This window comes from Bradyrhizobium sp. CB2312 (assembly GCF_029714425.1).
In the GTDB taxonomy this organism is placed as follows: Bacteria; Pseudomonadota; Alphaproteobacteria; order Rhizobiales; family Xanthobacteraceae; genus Bradyrhizobium.
In genome coordinates this window covers 8,340,583-8,366,388 of sequence record NZ_CP121668.1, presented here as the reverse complement: position 1 = coordinate 8,366,388, position 25,806 = coordinate 8,340,583, and the positions used below count along the sequence as shown (strand labels likewise).

General features: G+C 58.6%; 11 protein-coding genes and 5 pseudogenes. 6 read left to right on the top strand and 10 right to left on the bottom strand.

Annotated elements, in window-relative coordinates; translation table 11 throughout:
• Positions 1 to 811 precede the first annotated feature (811 nt).
• Together QA642_RS40215 and QA642_RS40210 are read left to right on the top strand one after the other, a co-directional pair.
• Complete coding sequence (locus QA642_RS40215; RefSeq protein ID WP_283081795.1) at positions 812 to 1,588, top strand: hypothetical protein; 777 nt, start codon at positions 812 to 814, stop codon at positions 1,586 to 1,588.
• Positions 1,589 to 2,374: 786 nt separating this feature from the next.
• On the top strand, positions 2,375 to 2,665 hold the full coding sequence (locus QA642_RS40210) for a hypothetical protein (protein ID WP_283081794.1): 291 nt from the start codon (positions 2,375 to 2,377) through the stop codon (positions 2,663 to 2,665).
• 940 nt (positions 2,666 to 3,605) lie between these two features.
• Here the strand turns inward: QA642_RS40210 and QA642_RS40205 are convergent.
• The 5 genes and pseudogenes from QA642_RS40205 to QA642_RS40185 all read right to left on the bottom strand — a co-directional run.
• Positions 3,606 to 5,351 (bottom strand): NEL-type E3 ubiquitin ligase domain-containing protein, encoded by a 1,746-nt coding sequence (locus QA642_RS40205; protein WP_283081793.1) that lies wholly within the window; start codon positions 5,349 to 5,351, stop codon positions 3,606 to 3,608.
• A gap of 552 nt (positions 5,352 to 5,903) precedes the next feature.
• Positions 5,904 to 6,303 (bottom strand): annotated as a pseudogene (locus QA642_RS40200) (IS3 family transposase); the annotation flags it as partial.
• A 27-nt stretch (positions 6,304 to 6,330) separates the two neighbouring features.
• A pseudogene (locus QA642_RS40195) lies at positions 6,331 to 7,383 on the bottom strand (IS30 family transposase); the annotation flags it as partial.
• A gap of 181 nt (positions 7,384 to 7,564) precedes the next feature.
• Positions 7,565 to 8,131, bottom strand: a pseudogene (locus QA642_RS40190) (IS110 family transposase); the annotation flags it as partial.
• A 234-nt stretch (positions 8,132 to 8,365) separates the two neighbouring features.
• Positions 8,366 to 8,623: pseudogene (locus tag QA642_RS40185) on the bottom strand (transposase); the annotation flags it as partial.
• A gap of 384 nt (positions 8,624 to 9,007) precedes the next feature.
• Between QA642_RS40185 and QA642_RS40180 the strand changes: the two are divergent.
• Positions 9,008 to 9,688, top strand: a complete 681-nt coding sequence (locus QA642_RS40180; RefSeq protein WP_283081791.1) for an NEL-type E3 ubiquitin ligase domain-containing protein — start codon at positions 9,008 to 9,010, stop codon at positions 9,686 to 9,688.
• 835 nt (positions 9,689 to 10,523) lie between these two features.
• Here QA642_RS40180 and QA642_RS40175 read toward each other — a convergent pair.
• Together QA642_RS40175 and QA642_RS40170 are read right to left on the bottom strand one after the other, a co-directional pair.
• Positions 10,524 to 11,593 (bottom strand): annotated as a pseudogene (locus tag QA642_RS40175) (HAMP domain-containing methyl-accepting chemotaxis protein); the annotation flags it as partial.
• Between the two features lie 688 nt (positions 11,594 to 12,281).
• Positions 12,282 to 12,617 carry a hypothetical protein gene (locus QA642_RS40170; RefSeq protein WP_283081790.1) on the bottom strand — a complete coding sequence of 112 codons (336 nt, stop codon included), beginning with the start codon at positions 12,615 to 12,617 and terminating at the stop codon, positions 12,282 to 12,284.
• 2,049 nt (positions 12,618 to 14,666) lie between these two features.
• Between QA642_RS40170 and QA642_RS40165 the strand changes: the two genes are divergently transcribed.
• Positions 14,667 to 15,284 carry a DnaJ domain-containing protein gene (locus QA642_RS40165; protein WP_283081789.1) on the top strand — a complete coding sequence of 206 codons (618 nt, stop codon included), beginning with the start codon at positions 14,667 to 14,669 and terminating at the stop codon, positions 15,282 to 15,284.
• A 765-nt stretch (positions 15,285 to 16,049) separates the two neighbouring features.
• Here the strand turns inward: QA642_RS40165 and QA642_RS40160 are convergent.
• Both QA642_RS40160 and QA642_RS40155 read right to left on the bottom strand, forming a co-directional pair.
• On the bottom strand, positions 16,050 to 17,084 hold the full coding sequence (locus QA642_RS40160) for a pectinesterase family protein (RefSeq protein ID WP_283081788.1): 1,035 nt from the start codon (positions 17,082 to 17,084) through the stop codon (positions 16,050 to 16,052).
• A 257-nt stretch (positions 17,085 to 17,341) separates the two neighbouring features.
• On the bottom strand, positions 17,342 to 18,637 hold the full coding sequence (locus QA642_RS40155; RefSeq protein WP_283081787.1) for a glycosyl hydrolase family 28 protein: 1,296 nt from the start codon (positions 18,635 to 18,637) through the stop codon (positions 17,342 to 17,344).
• A gap of 2,056 nt (positions 18,638 to 20,693) precedes the next feature.
• On the opposite strand from QA642_RS40155, the gene QA642_RS40150 reads away from it, so the two are divergent.
• Positions 20,694 to 22,586, top strand: a complete 1,893-nt coding sequence (locus QA642_RS40150; protein ID WP_283081786.1) for a trehalose-6-phosphate synthase — start codon at positions 20,694 to 20,696, stop codon at positions 22,584 to 22,586.
• A 531-nt stretch (positions 22,587 to 23,117) separates the two neighbouring features.
• Here the strand turns inward: QA642_RS40150 and QA642_RS40145 are convergent.
• Positions 23,118 to 23,477: an ATP-dependent Clp protease adaptor ClpS gene (locus QA642_RS40145; RefSeq protein WP_283081785.1), complete on the bottom strand. Its 360-nt coding sequence runs from the start codon at positions 23,475 to 23,477 to the stop codon at positions 23,118 to 23,120.
• A gap of 802 nt (positions 23,478 to 24,279) precedes the next feature.
• Here QA642_RS40145 and rpoN point away from each other — a divergent pair.
• The gene (rpoN, locus tag QA642_RS40140; protein ID WP_283081784.1) at positions 24,280 to 25,731 is read left to right on the top strand and encodes an RNA polymerase factor sigma-54; all 1,452 of its coding nucleotides are present in this window, start codon (positions 24,280 to 24,282) and stop codon (positions 25,729 to 25,731) included.
• Positions 25,732 to 25,806: the final 75 nt, after the last annotated feature.

Genomic DNA, 25,806 nt, shown 5'->3' with positions numbered 1-25,806 from the left:
AAGGCGATTGCTCAATATGTGGATCAGAAGAACCCACAACCGAACACGGTCAAGCTTTATACTCAGGCACTTCGCCGACTGGCGAATGATCTCCGCGCCCGTGGCCAAACGATTGATCTAAGGGACCACCAGTCCCTGGTTAATCATCTAGATACTTACTTTCCCAATGACGCCCTCATGAAGACAGGTGTAAGCGTCCTTCGTGCGTCTCATGATTCCGATCATTTGGTTTCTCGCGGGCGACCGCGCACGCTCCCCTCCGCGAAAGACGCCTCCAACCATGGCCCGCGATCCCAGGACGATGCGATGGATCCACGTGCCCGGAGCAATCTCCTGGCAAGCGAGGAGGTCCCCATCAATCATGAACATGACACGGCTCAATCGAGACCAGCGAAGAGACACAGGACGCTGAACGATCTGGAAGAGGTTCTGGTATATCGGAAACCGAGCGCAAGCGCCGCTTCATGAGGAAGTGGCCGAGCAATGCCGGTCGCCTCAACCGGCGTCATAATCCGGGGGCAGTGGGACAAGCGGCCTCTTCATCCCGAGGATGCTGCCGATATCTTCCGGCTTGAGGAGGCGCTTATTGAGGGCGGGACGGCCGCCGTTACGGCGAAGCAGCATGCAGGTTCTCTTATTGGCTATAGCCGTTGGCTCTTCGCAAAAAACAAACCAAGCATTGTTGCTCGGCTAGACGGCAAATCGCTGAGCGATGGCAGTGACGTGCGCGAGTTCAGCGGTGCCTCTAAAAGCAACAGACTCGTTAAAGCATTGGAGCATCTGCGGACCTTTCGGTCGACGGGGGGGTGTCGTGCCCATCGTGCGTCCAGGGCGCACTCGCGCTAAACTCAATCCCGCCCCTCAGAACGCGGCGCTCATCAATCCCGAAACCGTTTTACTGACAGAATCGACACGCATCGACAGCGCCGCTCCGCAGTACGGAGCTAGTCGGCAAGAGGAGCATCAGGAAGGACACAACAATCAACCTGTCCCATCGGCTCTCCTCGAAGGACAGGTTGCGGTCGATCCAGAGCAGCTTCCTCAGGAGCAGCTTCGGGGCCTGCGCGACCATCTTGATGACCAAGCTATCCCCTCGCCAATTTCCCTGCCTTCAGAGGACCTTCAGCAGCTGGAAAAGGAGTTGCGTGACGAGCTTCACCAGCAATCGGAGGATCCCCCTGATCCCTCGTTTCCCTTTGATCCAGAAGAGTCTATCTATCTAGACCAGTTCTCTCCAGCGGAGGTTTGGCGACTGCTCGATGATGAAGACGCACAGGAGCTTACCGGGGGGCGAGATGATCAACCCGCCACCTCGGCTTTCATCCAGGAGCAAGTCGCATCCGATTCGGAGCAGCTCCCTCAGGCAGATCTTCGGCGAGTACTGGATCATCTCGGTGATCAACCCAGCGGCTCGTCCGTCTCCGTCCCTCCAGAGGAGCTGCGGCAACTGGAAAAGAACTTGCACGACGCGCTTCACGGACTCCGGGATGATCACTTCGCTCCTCCTGTTTCCATTGATCCAGAAGAATTTACTTTCGGGCCAGAGCAATTTTCTCCAGAGGAGCTTCGGCGACTGCTCGATGATTAATAACCAGACGAGCTTTAGGAAGGGCGAGATGTCCGCTTTCAGGCAAGGGCACATCGCCTTTCGGCGCGGAGCAGAGTTCTCATGAGCGACCGTCGGGAATACCGCGACGTTATTGCCCCGCCGAGCCATCGTTGAGGCCAACCATTTGCTTGCGCCCCATTTCTTAGCGAGGATCGATCCGCCCCACATGGCATCGGGGTTGTTGTACCGAGTAGAGGCGGGTTCTCTCATTGGCAGGCCCTTCTGCGATGGGTGATCGATTAGCGGTTGTGGTGCGAGATAGCCCTGGACGACGCTGGTCTTCCTGGCTTTGACGGACCGATGTCGCCTCAACTCTGGCGATCATGGGCAGCCTGTCCCGAACATCAAGACTCAGAACGGCAACCGGAACAGCCTCCCTCCTCGTTGTGGCCGCCTGCTCTCGTGATTTGGTTCTGTCGGGATTCGTGTTTTGCCACTGGTTCCGGACTTAGCGCCTCCGGATCTGGCTGTTCGCAGCGACAATGGGCGAATTCTGGAAACAAGCGTGCTCGTTCTTCCCTATGCCGTACCAGTAAACGTGATGGTACCAAGAGGCCGTCGTCATGCAATTTGACAGCTGCCAGATGTTGTCTCACATGCGGATCTTGCAGCGCACGTACCCGGTCGTATGATTCAATCGGGTTCACGCCGCGCTCGCTTAAGAGACTGTCGCCTCGCAACCTTTCGAGCCAGGCTCGGGCCTGATGTACGGACAGTGGAGAGGTTGCCGCTTGAGAAAACTGACTGAGCCAGGCGCGCGCTCAAATGGCGCAAATCGGCTGCCGCATTCTTGATGGTGCCGTCGCTGAGATTACCCGCCGCCTTGTTTCTGAAATCTTCAATGAGCTCCTCATCGGCCGAATTGACCCCGCGCGTCCGGCCCGGCTGCCTTGCATAATCAATTCGTACATTCGTCGAAGAGACGTCAGGTTGGACCGCGTCGCGCGACGACTTTCCGCCAAGGGCCTGCCGATTCCCGACTTGAAGCGCGACCATAATCCGCGGCATTTTCCGCTCTTGGCCGAGACGGCAGACTCTGCGCCCGTAAAGCTGTAACGTGCGCTGCTGAACAAATCATCTCGCAAACTAGACTGCGGCACTTGCGTCGAAGTGGGAAGCTGGAAGCTGGGAATGTCTACGCTCCGTCGCGCGCCGACTAGCGCACTCTCCCTGAAAGCGGAGTGCGGCTGCACCCGCATCGAACCGCCGAAATCGTCCCGCCGGACTGTTCGACCACCTCCTGCGGGAGGCCGCTCAGGCGAAACCGACTTGCTTTCATCAGACGGATCGAGATTCAAGTCCTGCAGCCGCCCTTCAAAGTCACCCTGCTCGCTTGGGTTGCCCGCTCGCTGCCCACATCGCCCCTGAAGGGCCGGCGTACTCTCGCATCCAGGCTCCTGAATGGAAGAATGGGTCAACCGGATCCATCCTGCTCTCCTCATGTTTGCGTGGACCCTGCAGCAATCCGTACGGTCTGGATTACGGCCAAATAGCAGCTCGTTCCGCAAGAGTCAGATTCTCGATTGTTGTTTTCGAAAAACTGACGAGATCAGGATACTGCTGGGCGCGAGGCTCGCCTAGGATCGGCACTCGCCTGACCAGGGACGGCATCGCTCCAGTTTTGCCGCACCTCTTCGCCGGCCAGTTCGAGCTGACGAAATTCCTCGGCGGGCGCAACAATGGATCGCCTATCGATCGTGCGCCGAAGGCTGCGGCAGCGCCTCGGCAACCGATGATTTCACCGCTGCGCGCCTTGGACTCCTCGAACTTTTCGACCGAGAATCTCTCGTCACGAAGCGCGTTCGACTGGACGTAGATACGCCCTCGCCTGGCACGCGGGAATTTTCGTCACTCGGCAAGACCGAAAGACCCTGATCGACGGGAGCGCATTGCCAAAGCGCAAAAGCACCTTGGCAGCGATGGCCGAGCCTTCACGATCGATGTTTAGGTACCGCCGCGGAGCAATAATAGATATCGCTGCGGCGGTTTGGGAGCCTCATAGTTCGAGGCCACGCTCTGCGAGCACACGTTGCATGACCTCGCCTTTGATCTCGCCAGCAATCTCGTTTCGGACTTGGGCTCCGAGCACCCGCTCGGCATCCGGATCGCCTCGAAGACCATACTCGGCGAGGCGCTGATCCAATCGGATTTGAAACTCTTCGCCCATGGCGTCGCGCACCCGGTCTCCCATCGCGGCATGTTCGTCTGGAGCGATGCGCCTCAGCACCGTGTCCCAGGGTTGCCAGCGGCTTGCCATGTAGGCGTTGAACTGGCTTGCTTCCCGCTCCCGGACCAGGTCGAGCGCTTCCGTCGCATCATCCTCGCTGACGTGAGAGACCTCTAGGAAGCGCATGTCAGGGGCGAGATGATTGAGCTCCAACGGCTCGCGCAGCCGATGTTGATAGGCCAGATAGACTTCGATGTCGTCTACGTTCGAGTTGCCGCTCGCGAGCGAGTTGATCCTGTCGCGCGCGATCTCGTCCAACGCCTCCAAGCGGAAGGCGACACGTCCGCGCTGAATCAGATCGCCAAGCCGATCGTCATATACCCCGTCCTTGACGTCAGCGTTGATGCGCGCGGTCTGCATACCATTCCAGTGCAAGGTGACGCGATCCTCGCAGCTCGTGTTGGCCTCGGAAGCCTGCGCAAAGAACTGTTCGCGCAATGTCGGATTGGCGGCCGCGTGCCGTAGATCATCAGCTACTGCCTGCCGAAACTCGTCATTGCCGTAGTTGACCGTGCCTCGTAGCTTCTCCAGGAACTGTGCGTAGTCTTGGGCGCCGGGCTCATCCGCAAAGTGCTGCCATTCGGCCAGCGTGGCCGGCTCGTCTGCGAGCCAGTGTGCGGCAGCTTCATGCGGGGATTGCTGCGCAAGCTGCGGCGGCGCTTCAGCCGCCGCCAGATGAGCGAGGATGTCGTCCGGCAGCGCGTTATCCTCCAATTCGAGGCTCTCCAGATGCGGGTAGTAGAGGCTATTATTCGGCACAAGAGCATCCAAAAGACCTTCAGGCAGGCTGGTCAGCCGGTTACCGCTGACATTGAGTGATTGCAGCGTGCTCGGAAGAGGGTCGGGGAGGTTGGCCAATTGATTACCGCTGGCATTGAGTTCAATGAGCCACGATGGGAGGGACTCGGGGAGTTCGGTCAGCTGATTGCCACTGACCGCAAGCGCGGTGAGCCCGGTCGGGAGAGCGTCCGGCAGGCTGATGAGCCGGTTGTCGTTTGCGTTCAGGATCTCGAGCCCGGCCGGAAGGTTTGCCGGCAGACTGGTCAAGCTGTTATCAGCGACCTCCAGCTCAGTGAGGGTCGCCGGAAGATCGTCCGGCAAACTGGTCAAGCGATTATGGCTAATGAGAAGATGCTGGAGACCGGGTGGGAACATGGCAGACAGGCTGCTTAGCTCGTTATGCCTGGCGCGCAGTTCCCGCAACCTTGGCGGCAGGGCGGCGGGCAGAGCGGTCAGGGAGAGCGAGGACAAATCCAGCGAGCGCGAGCCAGTGTTATCCGAATTCCTGATTCGTCTGCGCCCCTGTCGCCTATTCTCGGCTTCGCCCTGCCCCTCTTCGGCAACCCAATTGTCCAGGATCTGCGCGCGCGCGGAGGCTGGGGTCCGATACCCTGTCAACGTTTCGACCAAATTCGCGACGGCACGATTGAATCCGCCGAGATAGCTTTCCTGCTCCACCTCTTCAAATGCGTCCGGGGAGGAAGCCGCGCTCCGCTGTGCGTGTCCTGTGTCCATCAATCTCACCATCGTCAGAACTAACGAGTACACCTCCGCTTCCCAATGCCGCGAAGCAGCTAGGTCCGCAGAGCAAATGATCATTCGAAGGCCTGTGCGCGTGGCCCGCGACTGCCGTCCAGCACCTCTTAGACACGGGCCGATACGAGCCCAACCTGGACAATAGATCGATGCTGCGCCCGCAGCCTGCCATCTCGTTGGCCAGATGAGTCCGAAGAAGCGTCGACGGTGGCAGCCCTCCGCCGTTAGCACGCCCACCTGTCGATCAGCTGACGAGTGCCGCCGCAAAAACACGCAGATCGTTTGGCTCGCCACCAACGGCAACTACCAGCACGGTGGACAATGCTCTAGGACCTTAGCTTTCGATAAGCTGACAGACTGTCGCCGTAAGTGGCCTCGATGGCAACGAATCTGGCATGTCCTTGGGTGCAGGAGTTTGATTGGCCGATGCCCGACCGTAAGATATTTTCCACTGACGCGTTTCCGCGCATAACCACTCAGCAGCGGCTCGAGTATAAAGCCTGAGCTGCTGCCGGTTTGATGGACACCCGGTTAAGCTAATCCCACCTTGCGCTCGAACTCAACCGGGCTGAGATAGCCGATGGTCGAGTGCCTCCGGGTCGTGTTGTAAAATCGTTCGATGTAGTCGAACACATCGGCGCGTGCCTCGTCTCTGGTTCGATAAATCTTGTTGGCCGTACGCTCGGTTTTCAGCGAGGAGAAGAAGCTCTCCATCGCCGCGTTGTCCCAGACATTGCCGGAGCGGCTCATGCTGCAAACGATGCCGTGATCGGCCATCAGGCGCTGGAACTGTTCGCTGGTGTACTGGGCGGATTCAAACGGTCGTCGCAACACCAATTGTTTTCACTCATGACAGTAATTCGTCAAGCGCTTCTGCCGGCGTTTTCCAGCCCAGTGTCTTTCTCGGTCGGGCGTTGAGGGCCGCTGCTACAGCGGATATCTCGTCGGCGCTGTGGATGCTCAGGTCTGTACCTTTCGGAAAGTACTGCCGCAGCAACCCGTTGGTGTTCTCGTTAGTGCCGCGCTGCCAAGGGCTTTGCGGGTCGCAGAAGTAGACTTGGATGCCCACATCGATCTTTAGGCGGTCGTGCTGAGCCATTTCGGCTCCTTGATCCCAAGTCAGCGTGCGACGTAGTTCTTCGGGCAAAGTGATGATGGTGCGCGTGATCGCGTCGCGCACGGCTTCGGCCCCATGTCCCGCGAGGGCGGGCCCGTTCTTCGCGCGCGGAGCTTCGCCATGCCCCGCTAACCGGGGAAGGTGCAATAGCATTGTGAAGCGCGTGGTGCGTTCGACCAACGTGCCGATCGCCGAGCTGCCAAGACCGAGGATGAGGTCTCCCTCCCAATGTCCCGGCACGGCTCGATCGGCCGCTTCAGCGGGGCGCTCACTGATCATGATCTCCGGCGAGACAAAGCCCTTGCCCCGCCTGCGTACGCGCCCCCTGGGCACGCGCAACACGCGTCCGGTTCGCAAGCAGGCCGTCAGTTCGCGGCGCAGCACTCCCCGGCCCTGAACGAAGAGAGCCTGATAGATGGCTTCGTGGCTGATGCGCATCGTCTTGTCGTCCGGGAAGTCGATCGGCAAGCGTCGGGCAATCTGCTCAGGGCTCCATGCTTTGGCCCATCGCCGATCCTTGCGCGGGCCATGCCGGCGGCCGTTCCACCGAACGGTGGGGCCAGCAATACAAGCTCCGCTCGGGGCCACAACACTGCCGGCAAGTCTCTCCTCCACATATGTGCGCAAGGCTGCGTTCGGCGCAAGCTTGGTCGGCTTGGGCCGGCGGGCAGATCGGTCTGCATGCCATTGGGCAGTTGTTGCTCGATAATCTAACCCGCCGCCGCGGGTGGCCGCGTTCCGCCGCAATTCACGGGAAACCGTCGAAGCGGCCCGCCCCAAGCGGCGCCCAATCTCCCGTATGGAATGGCCCTGCACCTTTAAAAGGGCGATTTCCTCGCGCTCAGCCAATGAAAGGTAGCGCCCGGAGAGAGGCTTGGCCGAAGATCTGAACATCGCTGGTGGCATGCCGCCTGCCTTTCGGAACAATCTGCTTCCGACAGGTTGCGATAATCCGGCCTCAAACGCAGCATCTTCGCTGCTCTGCCCTGTGGCAATCGCCTTCCAAAATCTATTCTGTTCATCGCGTCCGGCCGCAGACGGCCGGCCGGGCGATGGCAATGGCGCTCGTCCTGACCGCGACAATCGCTCGGATAATCCGCATCCCGGTCGCACCGGTGATGTCAGAGACAACGTGATGAAGTTGCAGATTCATCTCCATCAGGGCCTTTTGCATGTGCTGGATGTGAGCGGCCGCGTATTCCACTAGCCGCTCGCGCTGACGCAGATAAGCCCGCAGGGTTGCGATCTCGGCATCAGGGCGGAAGCTCCCGCGCAACAGACCATAGGAATGGAGCTGGCGCAGCCATGCGGCATCGCTGACGTCTGTCTTGCGCCCAGGCACGTTCTTGGCGTAACGCGCATTGACCAAAATGACCTCGAACCCGCGCTGCTCGAGAATCTCGTAGGCTGGGATCCAATAGACCCCGGTGGATTCCATCGCGACGCTAGTCACGCCGCAGGCTTTGAACCAGTCTGCCAAATCATGCAGGTCCTGCGTAAATGTGCCGAACGCACGTACCGGAGTGTCGGTGCAGATCGGGTCGACCGCTGCCATGTGTATTTTTGATCCAATGTCGATGGCGGCTGCGCCAACATTGACGGGATTCAATTCCGGGCGGTCACCGGTCGTCCTCTTGGGCATCGCAAATCCTCCATCCGATTGTGGGCAGGAGGGTCTGGGCTATGCCAATCGTCATCTTCCTAATCGGGATCGCCGCAGGAACGGCGTCACCACTCTCAAGTTCGCATGCACCCATGGACCACGTTTTTTAACGGGGACTAGTGCCTCCAATAAGCTGACGGCCGCTACCCTCCGAGATACGAGGATAGCACGGGCTGTTTCTACCGCGCGCAGGCGGGCAACGGCCCGTGACAGTTTTTTTAGGATATCCCGCTCGGCCTTCAACTTAGCCACCTCACGGCGCAGCCGCTCGATCTCTTGCTGCTCCGGCTTCATCTGCCCGTGGCCGGGGAACGCCTGTACCGGGTCAGAGCCGAACTCCTTCACCCATTTGCGCAGGACGTTCTCATGAACCCCCAGGTCGCGGCCGGCTTGCGCCACCGACACCCCGCGCTCCCTGACAAGCTTGACCGCTTCGATCTTGAACTCTCGGCTGAACTTCCGTCTCTGCATGACCAACCCTCCGGCTTGATAAAACACCCAATCTCGGTGTCCATCAAACCGGCAGCAGCTCAGTGTCCATCAAACCGGCAGCAGCTCAGCCCGCGCGTGGCGGCGGTGCCTTTGTCCAACTGCCTGCGAAGCAAGAGCGCACGCTCTCCAACGTCCGCTCTTCAATCGGTTGACCACTCCGCCCGATAACCTCCCTGCTTCGCTCCGCCGTCTTGACGTTAGGGGCAATCAGCTGACCACCCTGCCCGAGCTTCCGATCGAGCTCAGAGTCTCGACGCGAGCTTAAACCGGCTGACGAGCCTGCCTGCGGTCCTACCTGCTGAGCTCGAGCTTCTCGACCTCAGCCACAATCAGTTGCAGGAACTGCCGGAGGTGCTCCGTCCTTTGCTGCAGTTTCTCCGCGCCAGCCACAATCAGTTGACGAATCTACCGGAGACCGCACGCCTCATCGCAGAGGTCGAGAACGGCGCCTATAACCACAAGGCCCGGCTTCCCGATCTCATCGATCTGGGGCGGGTCATGTTCCGCATGGACGCGCTTGACAGAATTGCGCGCGAGAAGGTTCGCGCGCTAGGCTCGGCCAACAACGTCGAAGACATCGACGCCATTGAGGTCTCTCTTGCTTATCAAAATAAGCTCCGCGAGCGGCTGGGACTGCGACACGTCGCCCCGAAGATGCGCTTCCTTGAGGTTTCCGGTGTGACCGACGCTGACGTTGACAGCGCAGAGACATCCGTGCGCAACCGAGAGGCGGCGGAATTCGCCGACTATTTGGCGGTGGACTGGCAGCGCTGGGGCGACGTCGTGAGTCGCATCGCACCCGAAGACCACACCAGGGCGCACGAGCAGCTCCTTGCTGCAATGGGCACGGAGTTCCACAGCCGGCTGCAGCAACAGCTCACCGACAAAGGTTGGATCGGGGTCGAAGCTGACCTTGTCGAGGATGCCAAGCTAGGGTTGGGCGCCGCAGTTCGCAAAGAGATCGCCCGTGAGATCAAGGGGGCTCTTAGAGATAAGGTGCTCGATGAGCACGGCCACCCTATGAAGCGGCCTTTGCAGTATTAGAGCAGCTTCCGGCCCGGTCACTCCTAGGTCCTGCTCAACCCGGATCGTTGTCTCAGCTCGCCGGTGTATGCAGGCGGGCAGCTCTGATTGTCTCTTACCCTGGATGCAGGCGAACGGCGGCGAAATGGCAATGAGTTAGTTCCTATCGGATTCCTGGGGAGTTGCCACGATCGTAATGATCGCCTGGCTTACAGCGATAGTTTGGGCGAGCTGGAGTTTGATCACAAGGATTCTACGGTAAGCACCAAGAGGTCGGAGGAGGATTTCGCGAGACCTTGCCGACCATTTCATTATTAGGATGTATGAGTTCATTCGTGATCCGGTGGCGACGGATGCGACAGCGGGCGCACGGCTCGTTGGAATTCCGGCAAGACATCGCGCTGACAGTCTGCTTGCTGAGATCAACCGCAGTGGACTTATAGGCCTATCGATTGGCCGCTCTTGTATTGAAAGGGCAGCCGAGCTGATGGCGGCCTGAACGCATTCCGGCAGGTTCGGCTTCTTTCGCTCGAAGCCGCTGGAGCGATCAGACGTACAGTAACAGATGTCGCTTGACCAAGTTCGGAGCTGCCGCGAACGTGCTCCACCGCGGCATCTAGCTTTGACACCTGACGAAAAGCGGCAATCATCCCATTCATAGGTGCACTCATTCCACGCAAAGTGGCGCTTTGCACGAGATGGAGTACCTATTGTCGGCAGCTGCTGCCCTCAAGCCCTATTGGGGCTCTTGTCCGTCGGTCGCGCCCCCGAGAGGTCGGCGTGGTAAATACATCCGACCAGGATAAAGGGACATTGCGCACTGGAGCAGCGCTTCTTCAGAAGCGTCAAAGCTTTGCTAAGCTTCCGCTACCCTGGCCAGGACTCTCTGCACTTCCAGCTTCAGACGATCGCTATCCTCAGCTAGAGACCTGGCAGCGGAAAGCACCTGCGTTGACGCGGTACCCGTCTCATCCGCACCTCGATTGACTTCGGCGATATTTGTGGCGACCTGGGTCGTACCAATTGCCGCCTGCTGCACATTCCGGGCAATCTCTTGGTTTGCAGCGCCTTGTTGTTCCACAGCAGACGCAATGGCCGAGCAACTTTCTGAGATTCGGCCAATAACGCTAGTGACTTCTTTGATGCTTGCCACCGATTCCTTGGTAGATGACTGAATTCCACAAATCTGATCACTTATCTCCTTGGTCGCCTTCGCGGTCTGGTCCGCTAACATTTTGACTTCTGATGCAACAACCGCGAACCCTCGCCCAGCGTCTCCGGCGCGGGCTGCCTCGATTGTCGCGTTCAAGGCCAGAAGATTTGTTTGAGATGCAATTGTGTTGATGAATTGGATGACGTCACCGACCTTGCCGGCGGCCTCGGAGAGAGACAGAACGCGCTTGTCAGCGCTCGCGGCTGTTCGAACGGCTTCACTGGCAATACGAGCTGACTCCTGGACTTGCCGACCAATCTCATTTACGGAACTCGACACTTCTTCTGTGGCCGATGCAACGGACTGAACGTTCGCGGACGCCTGTTCGGAGACCGACGCTACAGCGGTCGAGAGTCGCTGTGTCGATTCGGCAGTCTTTGCCAGTGAGCGAGCCGACGCTTCCAGTTCTGTGGACGCCGAGGAAACGGTTTCGACAATTTCCCCGATGGCCGCGTCGAACGCATCTGCAAGCCCGCGCATGTCGGACTTTCGTTGCTCAGCAGCGATACGATCATGAGCAAGTTTGGCTTGGGTTCCGCCTCCGCCTTCTCGGCCGACCTCACCTTGAACCTTTCGACCGCATTCGCGATTTCCCCAATTTCGTCTTTGCGACCAAGGCCTTGGAGTACAACATCGAAATTGCCCTCGGCCAGCTCGAGCATCGATGCTGTCAGATTCCGGATCGGGCTGCTAATGCTGCGCGAGGTAAACACCGCGAGGAGGACACCCAGCAGCAAACTGAGAGCGCCAAGGATCAAGGCTATCATCACACCCAATCCAAGGTCATCTTCCGCCTTTAACGCAGTGGCTCTCGAAGCCTTCTCGTAATCAATCGCGAGCGGCTCTGAGAGTTCGTCAACCCGACCACCGGCGGCGAGTGCGGAACTTACGGCCGATCTCGCCGCGGGCGTATCTAGCGCGCTATTTCTCCCTCTAAATTCCTTCAGTCCGAGCGCCTTCGTTTCATCGTCCTCGATAGCTCTTTTGAGATCCAGCACTCGCACCCGGCGTCCTAAGTCCTTGGTGTCGGCAGCGAGATCCTCAAGCCGCGCAAATGTTCGCCTATAGGTGTCTGCGGCGTTCTCCCAATGCGACGGATCATCGGTTGCCAAGGCCATCCATACATGCATCCGAGCTTCAAATACTTGCTTTTCGATGCTCATCTTCGGCTACGTGGTCTTTTTGGCGAACCACAGTCGCCAACAATTCGTTCGCGCTCCGGGAGGTATGGATCGAGTAACCGACAATTGCAACGGACATCAGAAGAAGTGATCCAAACCCAGCTATCAATCGACCGGTGATTTTGATGTTTGAACACTCGTTGTGGCTCTCTGCTAAAGGGTGGTCGTCTTACCTCGAATGTACTTCAGCGATCCCATCGTAAAACGCGGAACGTCAGCTCTAAAGGCTGGCAGATTTCCGTTTGGCGAGAGCAAGCTCTCGCTCGATTAGATCGAGATCCGCTTCCAGCCTGGCCCCAGCTGACGAATCGGCGATCTTATGTATGAGCGCTCGTATCTGACGATGGTTCTCCTCCAGCGTGGCAATCGCATGCGCGATCGTGAGCTTGGCGTTGGCGCGGGCGGCTTTGAGCCGCTGATTTGCACCTCGACCGGAATCACATGCTATTGCGAACGGAGCTAATGGCGCGTCACGCTTAGCAATCGCCATCGTTTGCATTAACTCAGTGCGCCGCATGGGCGCACCAGGTCGACGAAACTTCACGACATTGAGCATTTTGAACCTCGACCAAAGTGACTCAAAAATACGAGCGTCGCAGTCATGCGAATGGTTCTGCGGATAACTCGACTACATGCGCAGCGGCTGCGTGTTCGCTCCGGTTGTAAGTCGGCCGAAGTTAACAAATTTCTTTAAATGCAGGTCGTCCGCTTTGCGCGCATCAACGACTGACCCCATACTTCGTTTTTAAATTGCAGGGTCCACTGGCAACACGAACGTTGAATTACCGCGCCCGCCACCCGAGCTGCGCAGAAAATCCTCGTGGGCTGACAACAAAACGCACTCAAAACGCATTGGAGTATCTCCGAGCATGTACCACGTGGGTTCGAGCGGTTACTCCAGCCACCGACGGCCCCGCAAAAAATTATTGCGTTGCCGACAGGCAGTCGACGAAGGCAGTGAGTTGACCGAGATCCAACGGCTCGGCTGCCCCTCATGGTCGGCGCCCGCGCCGCATACCGCGCGGCATCCAACCCTATGTCTCTCGATATGACTTCTTACTGCGGGAAGCTGGGCGTTTCGACATCCGATGATGAGACGGTGCAAGCAGACTTGTAGGCAATGGGGCACTTGTACATGACGGACGGAAAGATCCCCGGGGATCGCTGCGCACCGGTCTTTCCGGATGCAAAACAGTTGTTTTGACGGGTTGCTGGCCGAAAGCGCCTCGCAGGCCGATAGTGCGCCATCTTCTATTGGATTCCTACTCTGGGACCGCCGGATCACCGCACATACTGATCTGCAAATAGAATGCGGGCGGACGGCGCGACACGCAAACGCGACGCCCTCGGATCAAGGTGACCTTCTATTGGACAGGGCTAGCGGCGGCAACGATGATTGTCGCCGTAAAGCGGCGGAGGAGGTGCGCAGGCTGTAGGAGAGTTTGAACCGATCATGGGGTCGACCTAATGACGGACTCGCCCGATTGCAATTTCACGTCTTGAGCGCGGTCGCTCTCTAGATTGGTAGAGCTGTTTCTTACAAAAGCGTGAGGTCCAGGCTCTGCAACTTTTCGGGCAAATACAGTTGCGTTGCCGAAAACCATCGCCGCCACTGCGGGCCGGCAGCGCCGAATGCGCATAGGGCTGCAACTCCGACAACAGGCGGGTTTTGCTCATGCACGATGTCTGAAATGCTCTTCTGCCCGATCATTCAGGACGGATATTCGCTGACTGATCGGCACGATTATTTCATCTCGCTTGTTGGGGTCATGCATTCCAGTACCCGATGACGGCATAATCGAGATCCAATTTCTTATTCACGGTGCATGTCCCGTCGTCGCCAAGCCGCCAAAAGCGCCAGGGGCTCGAAAACGGTCGTCCAAAGGCGACATCGCCGCGCTGGTGACGCTTCGGCACACGGTACTTTGAGGCAATTGGAGATAAACTGGTGTTTTATAGGATCCGGCTGCACCGACCCGCCCCGCAAACGTTGCCTCGACATAGCCATTTAGAGCTGCATCCGGGACGTGGACCAGCGCTTTGCCACGCACCTCCTACAATCCCGGCTGCCGTGTCAGTGCCAGCATCCACCTGCCCTAACAGTGCGAATCGTTCGAGACTTTGCTGGGTCGGCTGGTGAGCAGGGGGCTTTGTCAGCGGCGGGCGGGTACTGTGACTTGCATTGATCGGTGAACGAGCGGGGCCGAATTCCCTTCAGATCGCGACATTGCGCTTTCTGTTTCGCTAGAAGACGGAAGACTTTCCGAGCTTCTAAACAAAATAAGACGCCGCTCGCGTTCCTCGCTGCGCAGATTACCGCCGAGCATTGCCCTTCTGGATTTTTGAGAATATTCGCACCGGTCCCATTAAAGACGTCCGTGTGCAGAACCCGACAGCAAATTGCGATTGAGCTGATCTGAAATCGCAAAGAGATGATGGTCTGAACCAAGCTCGCGCGTCCTGGCATGTCCATTGCTAGGAAGTGCCTGTTACATGATGCGACTGACTGGACGCAAAGGCCGAGTCAGACCCGACCTGCCGTCCGAACCAAGTCTCTAGCATAGAAGCGGCGCTGTAACTGCCGCTGCGCCAACGGAGCCAGGTCATGTTGATCGACACGTCCGAAATCTTCGACTCCATTCGCATCAATAAGCAGGAAGCGCAGGAGCGACAGCCCGCGGCGCTATGCGAATGGCCCGGCTGCCAGAACAAGGCTACCCATCCCGCGCCCAAGGGCCGCGACAAGGCGCGCGCCTATTGGCACTTCTGCATCGAGCATGTTCGCAAATACAATCAGTCCTACAATTTCTTCTCGGGGATGGACGCCGAAGCGGTCGCGCGCTACCAGAAGGACGCGCTGACCGGCCATCGTCCGACCTGGAAGATGGGCGAGAACATCAGCGCACACAAAATGACCGGCAGCACTGTTAATTTCGAGGACGACTGGCATACACTCTGCACGCTCGCCGAGCTGAACGGACGCGGCGGTGCCCGCCACCGCCCGAAGGCCAAGCCTGAGGCGCGTAAGATTTTCAATGGCGAGGGCAAAGCATTGCAGGTGATGGGCCTGAATGCCAATGCGACGCTCGGCGAGATCAAGGCGAAGTACAAGACGTTGGTCAAGCAGCACCATCCCGATGCCAATGGCGGCGACCGCTCCACGGAGGATCGCCTGGTCGAGATCATTAAGGCCTACCAGTACCTGAAGACCGTGGTGCGCTAGAGCTAGCCCGTGCATCTCAGCGGGCCTCAACGGCGCATCGGAAGTGGAGGACGGAACCATCCAGAGCTTTGCTCTGGCTACGCGGGCAGTTTGACTTCCCTGGCTAACGCTTTCCGGCGACCATGGCGGACAATCGACACCATGACCTGTTCGTTTTGTTCTGCGCAGCGGGCAGGAAGAAGGGCCGGAAAAAGGGATGCGGCAAGATCCTGCGCACGTGGCGGCTGCATCGGCCCAGCGGTGAGCTCGTGGAAACGCCAAACGGCACCTTCCACTCCTGACGGCTAGGTCGCTATTACCGCCGGTTCCACCTTCGAAACTCAACAGGAGTTGCGCACGATCGATCCCTCCGTTGTTCGAGAGAACAGACCTTTCCGGGGATACTCGGCGCCTTCATGGAAAGGGTTTCGGCGCAGAAGCGAGCCGTCCAGGCCTATTCGCTCGGTGCCGCCGGATTAATGATCGATCAAGAGGCCGATGGATCGCGGTGTTCACGGCCATTTCTGACATAGCCAGGCGCTGTAGCGCCCCTCGCCACCGACCTATCTCAAGGGCTCTGCCGATCGCCGCGAGGCAAGGCATGCATCGTGAACTTGATCGCGCTCCACACGTGCATCGCGTTCGTCAAGCACTGGGCTATCGCACGCAGTTGCGCGTCTTCCTGTTCGTGAGTAACCGTCTGGTGAGGTTTCGATTGTCCACAAATATGGTACCCAGCGCGATGTCGGTGACAGCTTACGCCGCCGTCATATCCGCACTCCCCCGTCATTCATCCGACGATCGCCGTCGTCTCGTCACCGTTGCTTTGTCTTCCATCGATATGGTTCCCTTTGGCAGCCAATCTGTGGCGCCTCCGAAGAACACGCTCAGCGACCATCTCGCAGCTTCGCCATCTGTCAGTTGATGGGAGTGAGGCTCGCGAGCTGAGGGGTTGGCCCCGACGCCGACGGATCTGTATTCAGCATAGTAGCTTGTCCTCAAGGTATCGGTCTTGCCGGGCGTCCATTCGCGCCACCCTTCCGCGATCACGCGGGCATCTATCTTCGCTGACAAGAAGACCACTGTGGCGTAGGGACGCCAAGGGCGGCCAAGTGCGATATAGCCCGCAGCAGGGGCGGCAGTTAACCTGCAATGATCAAAAACATAGCCACTGTCCTCATCCGGCGCTGCCTTGCTCTGAGCGGTATAGATGACCGCTTGATTAGCGATGCCGTGCAACTCACATTGCCGGAACCAGGCCTTGGCGTTACCAAAGATGAAATCGACATGCCCTTCGATGTAGCAGTTCGAGAAGTATTGTCGTGACATTCTGCCGTTTGGTCCCTTTCCAGCAAATAGCGTGTCCTGGGCACCGAGCAGGCGGACGCGCGTAACGAGGTCCCTGTCTCCGGTAACGGACAATGCTACGGCCTGCGAGGGGGGATTGGCCGGATTGAGGGCGTAGTCGTTCTGGATGGTCAGATTCTCGAACCGCAAGTCATCGCCAGCGGCATCCAGCGTCGCCGAACGGCCGGTTCCTCCTACATTGATCGCGCCGTCGCCATACACAATGATCGTATCCTCCGGCTTCCTGCCAGTCCCTTCGATATGAATGCCGGATTTGGAGATTTTGACCTTCTCGCGATAGACGCCCGGCGCGATCCGGACATTTCCGCCTTCCGCCGGCAACGCGTCGATGGCTTGCTGCACGGAGTGATAGTCTGCATTTTCGGCATGCGACACGAATAGTGGCTCAGCGTACCCTGCCTGGATGCAGAAACATCCGGCCAGAAGCGCAGCGGAAGGCACGAAAATTCGCATGTGATCTCACTCTTCGTTGAGTTCGCGACCCGTTCGACGCAGTCGATATGAGATACCGCCGGGGATAGCCGCCATGCATGGTCAAACACATTTTCCTCGCCAGCCCAGATTTCCCACGCGACTCTCGCAATTGCGGTCCTGCAAACCCGGCGGCGGCCAGCAACGAAGTACCGGACCTGAGGCTGAGGTCTGCAAGACCAGCGATTTAGGCGGCCGCCGCCGAACTCACCGGCCGGGTTCGGCGCCGGGTGTCGTACTTAACGATAGGCGTCGCGGAATGCTCTGGCACATGCCTCCAATCCGCGCAGCGGTTCTGTGGCTCGTCCCGGCAGCGGCGGCGATACGTCAGAGGGACTTGCGGTCACCTTGGCGTGTTCGAGTTGCCAAGTCGCGGAACTGGCAAATCGGACATCCTCCAATGCAACGTCGAGGGCATGGCGCTCGTCTACGCCGCGCATCAGCAGCACACCATTGTCACCACGCACATGGCGCAGAACGATCTGCCGATAGACCGGGATCCTCGTGCCTTGTGCGCGCGGATCATATTTTGCATCGAACGCCACCGGCCACCGGTTGCCCCTCAGGCACACGTTCTCATAAGTCACGCGCTCGACCAGACCGCCTCGACTGACATCGCTCTTGATGCGCAGGCCAGACGTCGTACCGTCCAGCGTCAGATCACGCACCAGTATGTCGCTAACTCCGGAATTCACCTCGCTGCCGATTGACATGCCGTGCCCCCAGCCGAAATAATTATCAAGGATGGAGATATGGCTGCTTGAGCCATTGTCGCCAGCCTTGATTGCAACGTTGTCGTCTCCCGTGCGGATGTAGCTGTGGGTGATGGTCACATCCTGGCTCGCGCCGGGGTCGATGCCGTCGGTATTGCGCGCATCCGCCGGTGAATCGATGGTGAGGCCCCAGAAAGTGGCACCTTCCACCCGGTTCATCGCGACATGGAAATTGGGGGCATTGCGCAAGGTGATACCAGAGAACGTGATGTCTTGCGCATGATCGATCTGGATCAAGCGCGGGGCGTTCTGGTTGCCGCCCTCAGCTTGCGCGCGGCGGGCCAGCTGCCACCAGGTTTCGGCCCCGCCACCCATCATTGCGCCGCCCTGACCATCGATGATGCCCTCGCCGTAGATGCCGCCGCCGCGCGTTTTGGAAAAGCTGATGAATGGCCGGCATCCGTCGCCCTTACCCATGATGCGACCACATTGTCCCCGGCCCTTGTCGTAAGCAGCTGGTTCGGGGATGGCGATCAGCGCCGCACCGCGTCCGATCCATAAGGTCACGCCCGATTTCATCTCGAGTGGACCCGAGTGAAACTCGCCGCGCCCGAGATAGACTGCAGCTCCAGCGGGACAATGTTCAATGGCGTCCTGAAGGTTAACTGTATCGTTCTTGCCGGAAGGCACAGGGCGATCGCAGACCGTATGAGGTGCAACAGGTTCGGCGATAGTCCGGCGGTCTTGCGCTTTTGCGGCGGGGCAGACAATCATGGACACGAGTATGGAGAATAGGGCCCGGTTGCGAAAACGCTTTGTCATCGACCTCCTCGTGCTTTGTCAGGTGCATCTCTGCCGGTGGCGTCTGCTGGAGTGCTGGCTCGATCGAGCCGTCCGCGTGTCAGTGGCCTGTGCAAGATGACATTTGTAAGACGCAGCAGGAGTCCCGACCTTGCGATCGTGCAGAAGCACCTTGCATGTGCGCCTAAAACGATAGGGCATTGTGCGACGGTTCGAGAGCTCGAAGCGCTTCATGAATTATGCGCCCGCATTGATTATAGGCACGACCGGTAAGGAATCCGCGCGCTCCGTCGCCTCCACCTTCGGCCGACGCCTCGAGCCAAAAGACAACGGGACCGCCCCCCAGCCGACATAGTAGCTGCGGTTCGGCCATTAAAGCGAACTGTCTGACACTCGCTCAGCAAATGTGGCGCGGGTTAGATCGCCAAACCCAACGCCCTAAGACATTCGAAGATACTTCTCAGCCGTTGACGTTCACAGTTTTCGCTGAGTACTGACACGTGGCACCATCTCATGAATGTAATCATGATCCGCGCGAGACACATTCCGGGGCGGTTTGCGGCCGGGCGGTCGGCCAAGCCCAAGGGATCGGCCACGCGGTTCATCCAGTCGCCGTTCAAAGGCGTCTTGTTCAGCTAGATTCGGCTGCTGATCATCCAAAGCGGCATGCTGCATCGATGGCGCAGGCGCTGCATTGGATGTCTTGAAATTGTACGAGTCCACAGCAACCTCTCGTTCGGGTCAGTTTGATCAGTCCGTATTCGGACAAGCTTTCGAGAAGCTGACGAGTTTACGGTCGGCGCCGGACTTACATTCGCCGGGAATACTCTGTCTGACGCCACACGGGCCAAGTGACTGCTGTTTGCCGACTTCCCTCCGAGCCACATTGTGTGGGACGTAGCCAGCCAGTTCTCGTCATAATTCATGCGATTCCGGTTCAGGCCATTTATCCGCAACCACGACGGCCACGGCCGTCGCGTGCCCAGCGCCGCGGCTGTAGTGGAGCGTCACGATATGACGCCCGCGCCGTTCGTCCCATATCCCGGCTGGGATGCTGCATGAGCATCATGGTCACAAGTGGTGTCGTCACAGGTTCAAGAAACCGGCATGCCAATGCACTTGAGCTGTAGAGAACACCACCTAGGCGTTCCCGCGCCACCTAGTTGCTGGCGCCCTATTGTTGCGTTTGAAACAACCGATGCCTTTGAGCAACACAGCGACAGTCGCAGCCACGACGTCCGCAACAGCGCTCACTACGACAGCACTCAGTGAAAAAGATGACTTTTGCCGATTTAGGTCAGCATAATCTCACTATTTTGCGCACGGCATCGCGGTTCGAGATCAAGTGAACGCGATTGCAGCAAGCAGATCGCATCGGACTCGATAGCTGAAGCGCGTGCAATCTGAGCGGCCGGTAAAATGAGATGGATACCTGCCAACGCACGGCATCGCAGCCCCCGGGGAGGGCTAAAATGGGTAGGAGGCCATCAAATCACCGACGAACCAGACGCATTTTCAAAGTTCGCGGCTCCGATCGCACTCACGTAGCTTGGACAGCTCGCCATGAGGGACAGGCTTGGATAAGACGGTCGATGGGTTGTACTTGTTCTGGGGACGCGGATGATGGTTTTACCGCTTCTGCGCGGCCGCGTTGTGCTTGCGCTCCGCCAGAGCCACACGCGTGCGTGCGTCTGGCTTAACAATACTTGTCCTGCACTTCTTGCGTGGCGCTCTCATCAGCTTAGCGGGCGGACGCACGCTTCATCTGAGCGTGCTCTCGTCGTTGAGGAACACGAAACGCGCCGGCTGCGGTAGTCCTAACGATCATAGGCCGACCGTTTTGCTTTCAGCCAATCGATTTCGGCGTCAGCTCACCAAACCGCGCATCCGCCTCGTCAGCAGGTTCCTTGGCCGCCTGCTGCTCTTGCGTCGCCCATGGAGCGGCGTCTGTGCGGCTATCTGACCCGGAAATTGGTCAGCTTCCAGAAAGCTGGACCTGCCAGTCTCGCATTGTGGAGATCTTCTCGGTCGACCCGCGAATGCATCAAGCGGAAACATCGTCAAACGGAGTTGCGAGATGGTTCGAATCCATGACACGGTCGACACCGCAACTTCAGGCGCTACGGAGCGAGATGAAAGTGGAGGCCCGACTGCCTTCGACAGGCAACTGGACGGGGTGCCGTTGGAGCACGGGCAACACGAAGGAGCAGAACCTTCCGCTGCTGTTGTCTTAAGCGACCTGGAGGACGGCCTCCACACCGTAAACCAGCAGCCCGATATGAAGCTGGTCGTCATCTCGAACCGGGTTGCCCCGTTCGACCCTGATAAGCCCCAGACCGGCGGGCTTGCGGCGGGCCTGGAGCCGGTCGTCGAACGTTCCGGTGCACTCTGGGTGGGTTCCTCGGATACCCGCCGAGATGGGATCGACCAGCCCTTGCCGCTGGTGAAGACCGGTGCAGGCGACGTGGCGAGGCTAGACCTGCCAGAGGCAGACTATCACGGCTATTATCGAGGTTTTTCCAATTCGACACTGTGGCCTGCATTGCACTCCCTGCTCCAGCGGATGTCGGGTGCCGAAGGCGATTATGACAGCTATCGAAATGTCAACGCGTTTATAGCGCGAGCCGCCTTCGACGTGCGGGATCGTGACGCATTCTGGGTCCATGATTATCATTTACTTCCGCTCGCGGCTGAACTTCATAGGCTCGGCATCGATCGGCCAGCCGGCTTTTTTCTGCACACGCCATGGCCGGCGCCCGATATGATCGAGCGCGTACCCCACCATCGCGAGCTTATGAAGCTGATGCTGGAGTATGATCTGCTCGGCTTTCAGACAAACCGGGATCTCAACAATTTCCTGGCCTGTCTGCAGGTATATTTCGCGCTGGAAAGCAAGGATGGCATCGTGACAACGGAACGTGGCCAGACGCATCTCCAAAAATTCCCGATCGGCATCGATCCCAAGCAGTTCGCGGCGCATCTTGCGGCAGATCTTTCGCCCGCAGAAGAAGAAACACTTTCGTCATTATTGCAGAAATTCGAAGGCGCCAAGTTCGCGATCGGCGTAGACCGGCTCGATTACACGAAGGGTATCGACAAGAGGGTCGAGGCGTTGGGCCACCTTCTAGCCGCGAGTTCTAGCAGCATCTCGTTGCTGCAGATCGCGCCGTCCTCCCGAGCGGACATTGACGAATATCAGAAGTACAAGGAGGACGTGGAGAATGCGATTAGTCACGTCAATGCTAAGCACGGCATGGACGAGCGGAGGCCGATCCACTATACGAATGATTCGTTCAGCCAGGCTGCACTCGCGCGCCTCTACCGCGCCGCACCTGTAGGTCTCGTCACGCCGCTGCGCGATGGCATGAATCTCGTGGCAAAGGAGTACGTCGCGGCCCAAGATCCGAAAGATCCCGGGGTTCTCGTACTATCCAAGTTTGCGGGAGCGGCTGAAGATTTCGGCGAAGACGAGGCGCTTCTGATTGACCCGAACAATCCAGAAGAGATGGCAGATGCTATTTCGAAGGCGACCAACATGCCGCTGGAGGAGCGTGTCAAGCGCTGGCGGTCGATGATGGATAAGATTGAATCCTATACCATCCACGACTGGTCGGCCGACTACCTCCGAGAGCTGGATAAAAGCCGCATCAACGTTCCCGCTGATCAGTTCCACCATCTCGGTCTGGGCTGGACCAACGAGGCCCAAATGCCGCTTTATCAAAATTATGCAGCGGCGCTGACCGCCTATAACGAGATCGATCCCGCGGCTGGCGCCCTAAAGGAAGCTGCCTACATAGACGTGAAGTCGGCTTTTGAGGCGTTGGCGGTCCCGCTGAAGCATACACAGGACAGAATCTGGGATTTCGCAGCGCCACCAGCTTCACAAGATGCTGCCTCGACCCCAAACTTGCAGAGCTCGACAAGGTCTACCATGGAAGATACAGCGCGACGAACAGTACCAAGCCCATAAAACCGAACGTCCACACAAGCGGCCCGATCAATGTCGACATTTGCAAAGCCTTTTCGATCTCCTCGGCCACGCGCCGGCAGTCTTTTGCGATGTTCATTAGCCCACTCCGCTCGAGATCCAAGTGGGCACGCGCCGCTTCAGCCCGGCAAATCTGCTCTACCCGCCGCAACTGTCTGAGATTTCGCTTTCTTCGTTTGTGCACCCACATACGAACAGCCCCATCTCAAGGCGATGCGGCAAGAGTTTGGCGTAACTAGCGCAAACTAACAGATCCGCCAGTTGATCGATCTGCGTCAGGTTTGTAGTCCGACCTTAAGCAGGCTTGAGAGAATGACGCAGCCATGCTCAGCGCTGAATCCAGCGGTGCTGGTAGGGCTGCCACTGATGCTCTCCCTGACAGAGCAATCTCGCGATACCTTGTCCGCGAGGCCGTAATTGTGCCGGGACAGTCTTTCTGACGAAAGCGTAAGATCGTGTCACTGGGCGTGGTGTAACTGGCTGTGGGTCACCGCATTCACCGGCATAGGCCCGTCATCTGGCAGCGGACGGGAAGCTGCCGACAAGATCGCTAAGCGCATCGATCGCCCATTTAAATTGCATTTCCGACGAATGAGGCGCCTTTGTTTCGCCGGCTGGCTCGCTGGTGATCTGCAGCGGATGTCCCGCAGCCTGGATGCGTTCCTGCGCCCTATCGAGAATCACCCTTGCGATTGATGGCTCAAAAGGGCCGCAGGAGACCTTGCCCTGTCGGGCAATGGTCACTGCGCGGGCATCAGGCTCACGCCCGCCGGCCCCTTCCCGTAACAAATCCATCACGAACTCAAAAGGTGTGCTGCCACCGTTGTGAAACACAAGCTGAACAGTCTTGGCCTCCCTGAGAACTTTATTCATTGGAGCCTCGCGGTACTGGGTGAAGTGGTTCGGTGTGCTGCCTTATTCCGCAGCTTGAGTTTCTATTCGCGCTGAGCTTGTTGCGTTAGCGGGGCTGTCGTCTTCAACAGAGGCGCCAACGCCTGAACGACTGTGCGCACCAAAGTCTTTCTTCTTTAGCCGACCCAGCCGGGTGAACCCGCCAAGCGACAGACCAAGGATATGGCTCGCAGCAGATCCGCATTGACGTCATCCGGGTTGCTTGAGCAAGGACTATGCCTGCGCCTCATTCATGTCAGCCGGGCGCGCGCGCAGGCTCTTTTGAAATAGCTTTCCCAAGCAATGTCAGAGACCCGACGCCAAGGTTTGATGTAATCTGCGCCGAGGCCCGCGCACTGAATCAGCACCAACTTTCGCTCGTGCGGCAATTTCGTCGACTTAAAGGCTATTGGAAACAATATGCTGCGGAACTTGCTGGTGCCGAGCTCATCTTCCAAATCTTAGTCGCTCTGGGGCAATCTACCGACCTCTGCCGTACTGCCAGGATAAAGAGATATTCACCGTCTGCAGGACTATCGTCATCCGAAGTGCCTGGGCCAGCCCATGCGCTCGAGTCACAGTGCCACCAGCTAGTATCTATTTCTCGAGTGGTGGCGCGCACATGGGCCCTCCCGAGGGACGCCTCGATAGGATCTGCCGTCCCTCCAGCCATTTGCACCAGAATCACACCTCGGATCTGCTTTTTGCGCGGCATCAAAGCGCGTGGATCAGCTCCTGAGTAGATGAGCAAAACGCGGTTAGCTTCAGTATTGGTTCTCGCTTCATGTCGCTCACGCAGAGATTAGAGTTACGGCATTCGCAGTCATTGATCATGTCGCCGCAGTTGATGCAGGCGATCAAGCTGCTGCAATTGGCCCATCTCGATCTCAAGGCCTTCGTGGAGGAGGAGCTCGAGCGCAATCCTCTGCTTGAGCGCGCCAGTGCCAATGCAACTGGCATCGAATCCCTGACTGAGGTTGATCAGGTCAGCGCCGAACAGCCGGCCGAGGCGGTCGCGTACAACGCGCAGGTCCCGGCGCCGACCACCTATGCCGAATGGGGTGGCCGCGCCTCAGGTAATGAAGATTACAATCTTGAAGCTTTTGTCGCAGCCGAGACAACATTGTTGGAGAATCTCGCCGAGCAGCTCGCGGTCGCCTTCACCGCGCCGGCGCAGCGCATGATCGGCCAGTACCTGATCGACCTCGTCGACGAGGCCGGCTATCTGCCGCCCGATCTCGGCCAGGCCGCCGAGCGTCTTGGCGCATCGCAAAAGGACGTCGACGACGTTCTTGCCGTGCTGCAAAAATTCGATCCGCCCGGCGTCTGCGCGCGCAATTTGAGCGAATGCCTGGCGATCCAGCTCCGCGAGCTCGACCGCTACGATCCCGCGATGCAGGCCCTGGTCGAGCATCTCGATCTGCTGGCCAAGCGCGACATCGCGAGCTTGCGCAAGCTCTGCGGCGTCGACGACGAGGACATCGCCGACATGATCGGCGAGATCCGCCGCCTCAATCCCAAGCCCGGCATGAAGTTCGGCTCGGCCCGCTTGCAGACCATGGTGCCCGACGTCTATGTCCGCCCGGGTCCCGACGGCGGCTGGCATGTCGAGCTCAACAGCGACACCTTGCCGCGCGTGCTTGTCAACCAGACCTACTATTCCGAGCTATCGAAGAAGATCGGCAGGGACGGCGACAAGTCCTATGTGACCGACGCACTCCAGAATGCGACCTGGCTGGTGCGCGCGCTGGATCAGCGCGCCCGCACCATCCTGAAAGTTGCGACCGAGATCGTGCGCCAGCAGGACGGCTTCTTCACCCATGGCGTCGCGCATCTGCGGCCGCTGAATCTGAAGGCGGTCGCCGACGCCATCCAGATGCATGAATCCACGGTGTCGCGCGTCACCGCCAACAAATACATGGCGACCAATCGCGGCACGTTCGAGCTGAAATATTTCTTTACGACCTCAATCGCCTCGGCCGACGGCGGCGAGGCGCACTCCGCTGAAGCGGTGCGTCACCACATCAAGCAGCTGATCGATTCGGAAGAACCCTCGGCGATCCTGTCGGATGATACCATCGTGGAACGCTTGCGCGCCTCGGGCATTGATATTGCCCGCCGCACGGTCGCGAAGTACCGCGAAGCCATGCGCATTCCCTGCTCGGTGCAACGCCGCCGAGACAATGAGTGGGTAACAATCAACAGTCGAGCATCGGCCGGAGTTCGCCGTCCGTGAAGAACTTAAGCCGCCGATTCCGAATTCCGAAGCGACGTTTTGTTTTAGCTGGATGGACCGAAAAGCGACGTTGGA

Coding starts and splice junctions, on each gene's coding strand:
- QA642_RS40210 (WP_283081794.1), top strand. CDS start 2,375: ATGGCGCAAATCGGCTGCCGCATTCTTGATGGTGCCGTCGCTGAGATT.
- QA642_RS40205 (WP_283081793.1), bottom strand. CDS start 5,351: ATGGACACAGGACACGCACAGCGGAGCGCGGCTTCCTCCCCGGACGCA.
- QA642_RS40155 (WP_283081787.1), bottom strand. CDS start 18,637: ATGACAAAGCGTTTTCGCAACCGGGCCCTATTCTCCATACTCGTGTCC.
- QA642_RS40165 (WP_283081789.1), top strand. CDS start 14,667: ATGTTGATCGACACGTCCGAAATCTTCGACTCCATTCGCATCAATAAG.
- QA642_RS40145 (WP_283081785.1), bottom strand. CDS start 23,477: ATGAATAAAGTTCTCAGGGAGGCCAAGACTGTTCAGCTTGTGTTTCAC.
- rpoN (WP_283081784.1), top strand. CDS start 24,280: ATGTCGCTCACGCAGAGATTAGAGTTACGGCATTCGCAGTCATTGATC.
- QA642_RS40170 (WP_283081790.1), bottom strand. CDS start 12,617: ATGCTCAATGTCGTGAAGTTTCGTCGACCTGGTGCGCCCATGCGGCGC.
- QA642_RS40150 (WP_283081786.1), top strand. CDS start 20,694: ATGGTTCGAATCCATGACACGGTCGACACCGCAACTTCAGGCGCTACG.
- QA642_RS40160 (WP_283081788.1), bottom strand. CDS start 17,084: ATGCGAATTTTCGTGCCTTCCGCTGCGCTTCTGGCCGGATGTTTCTGC.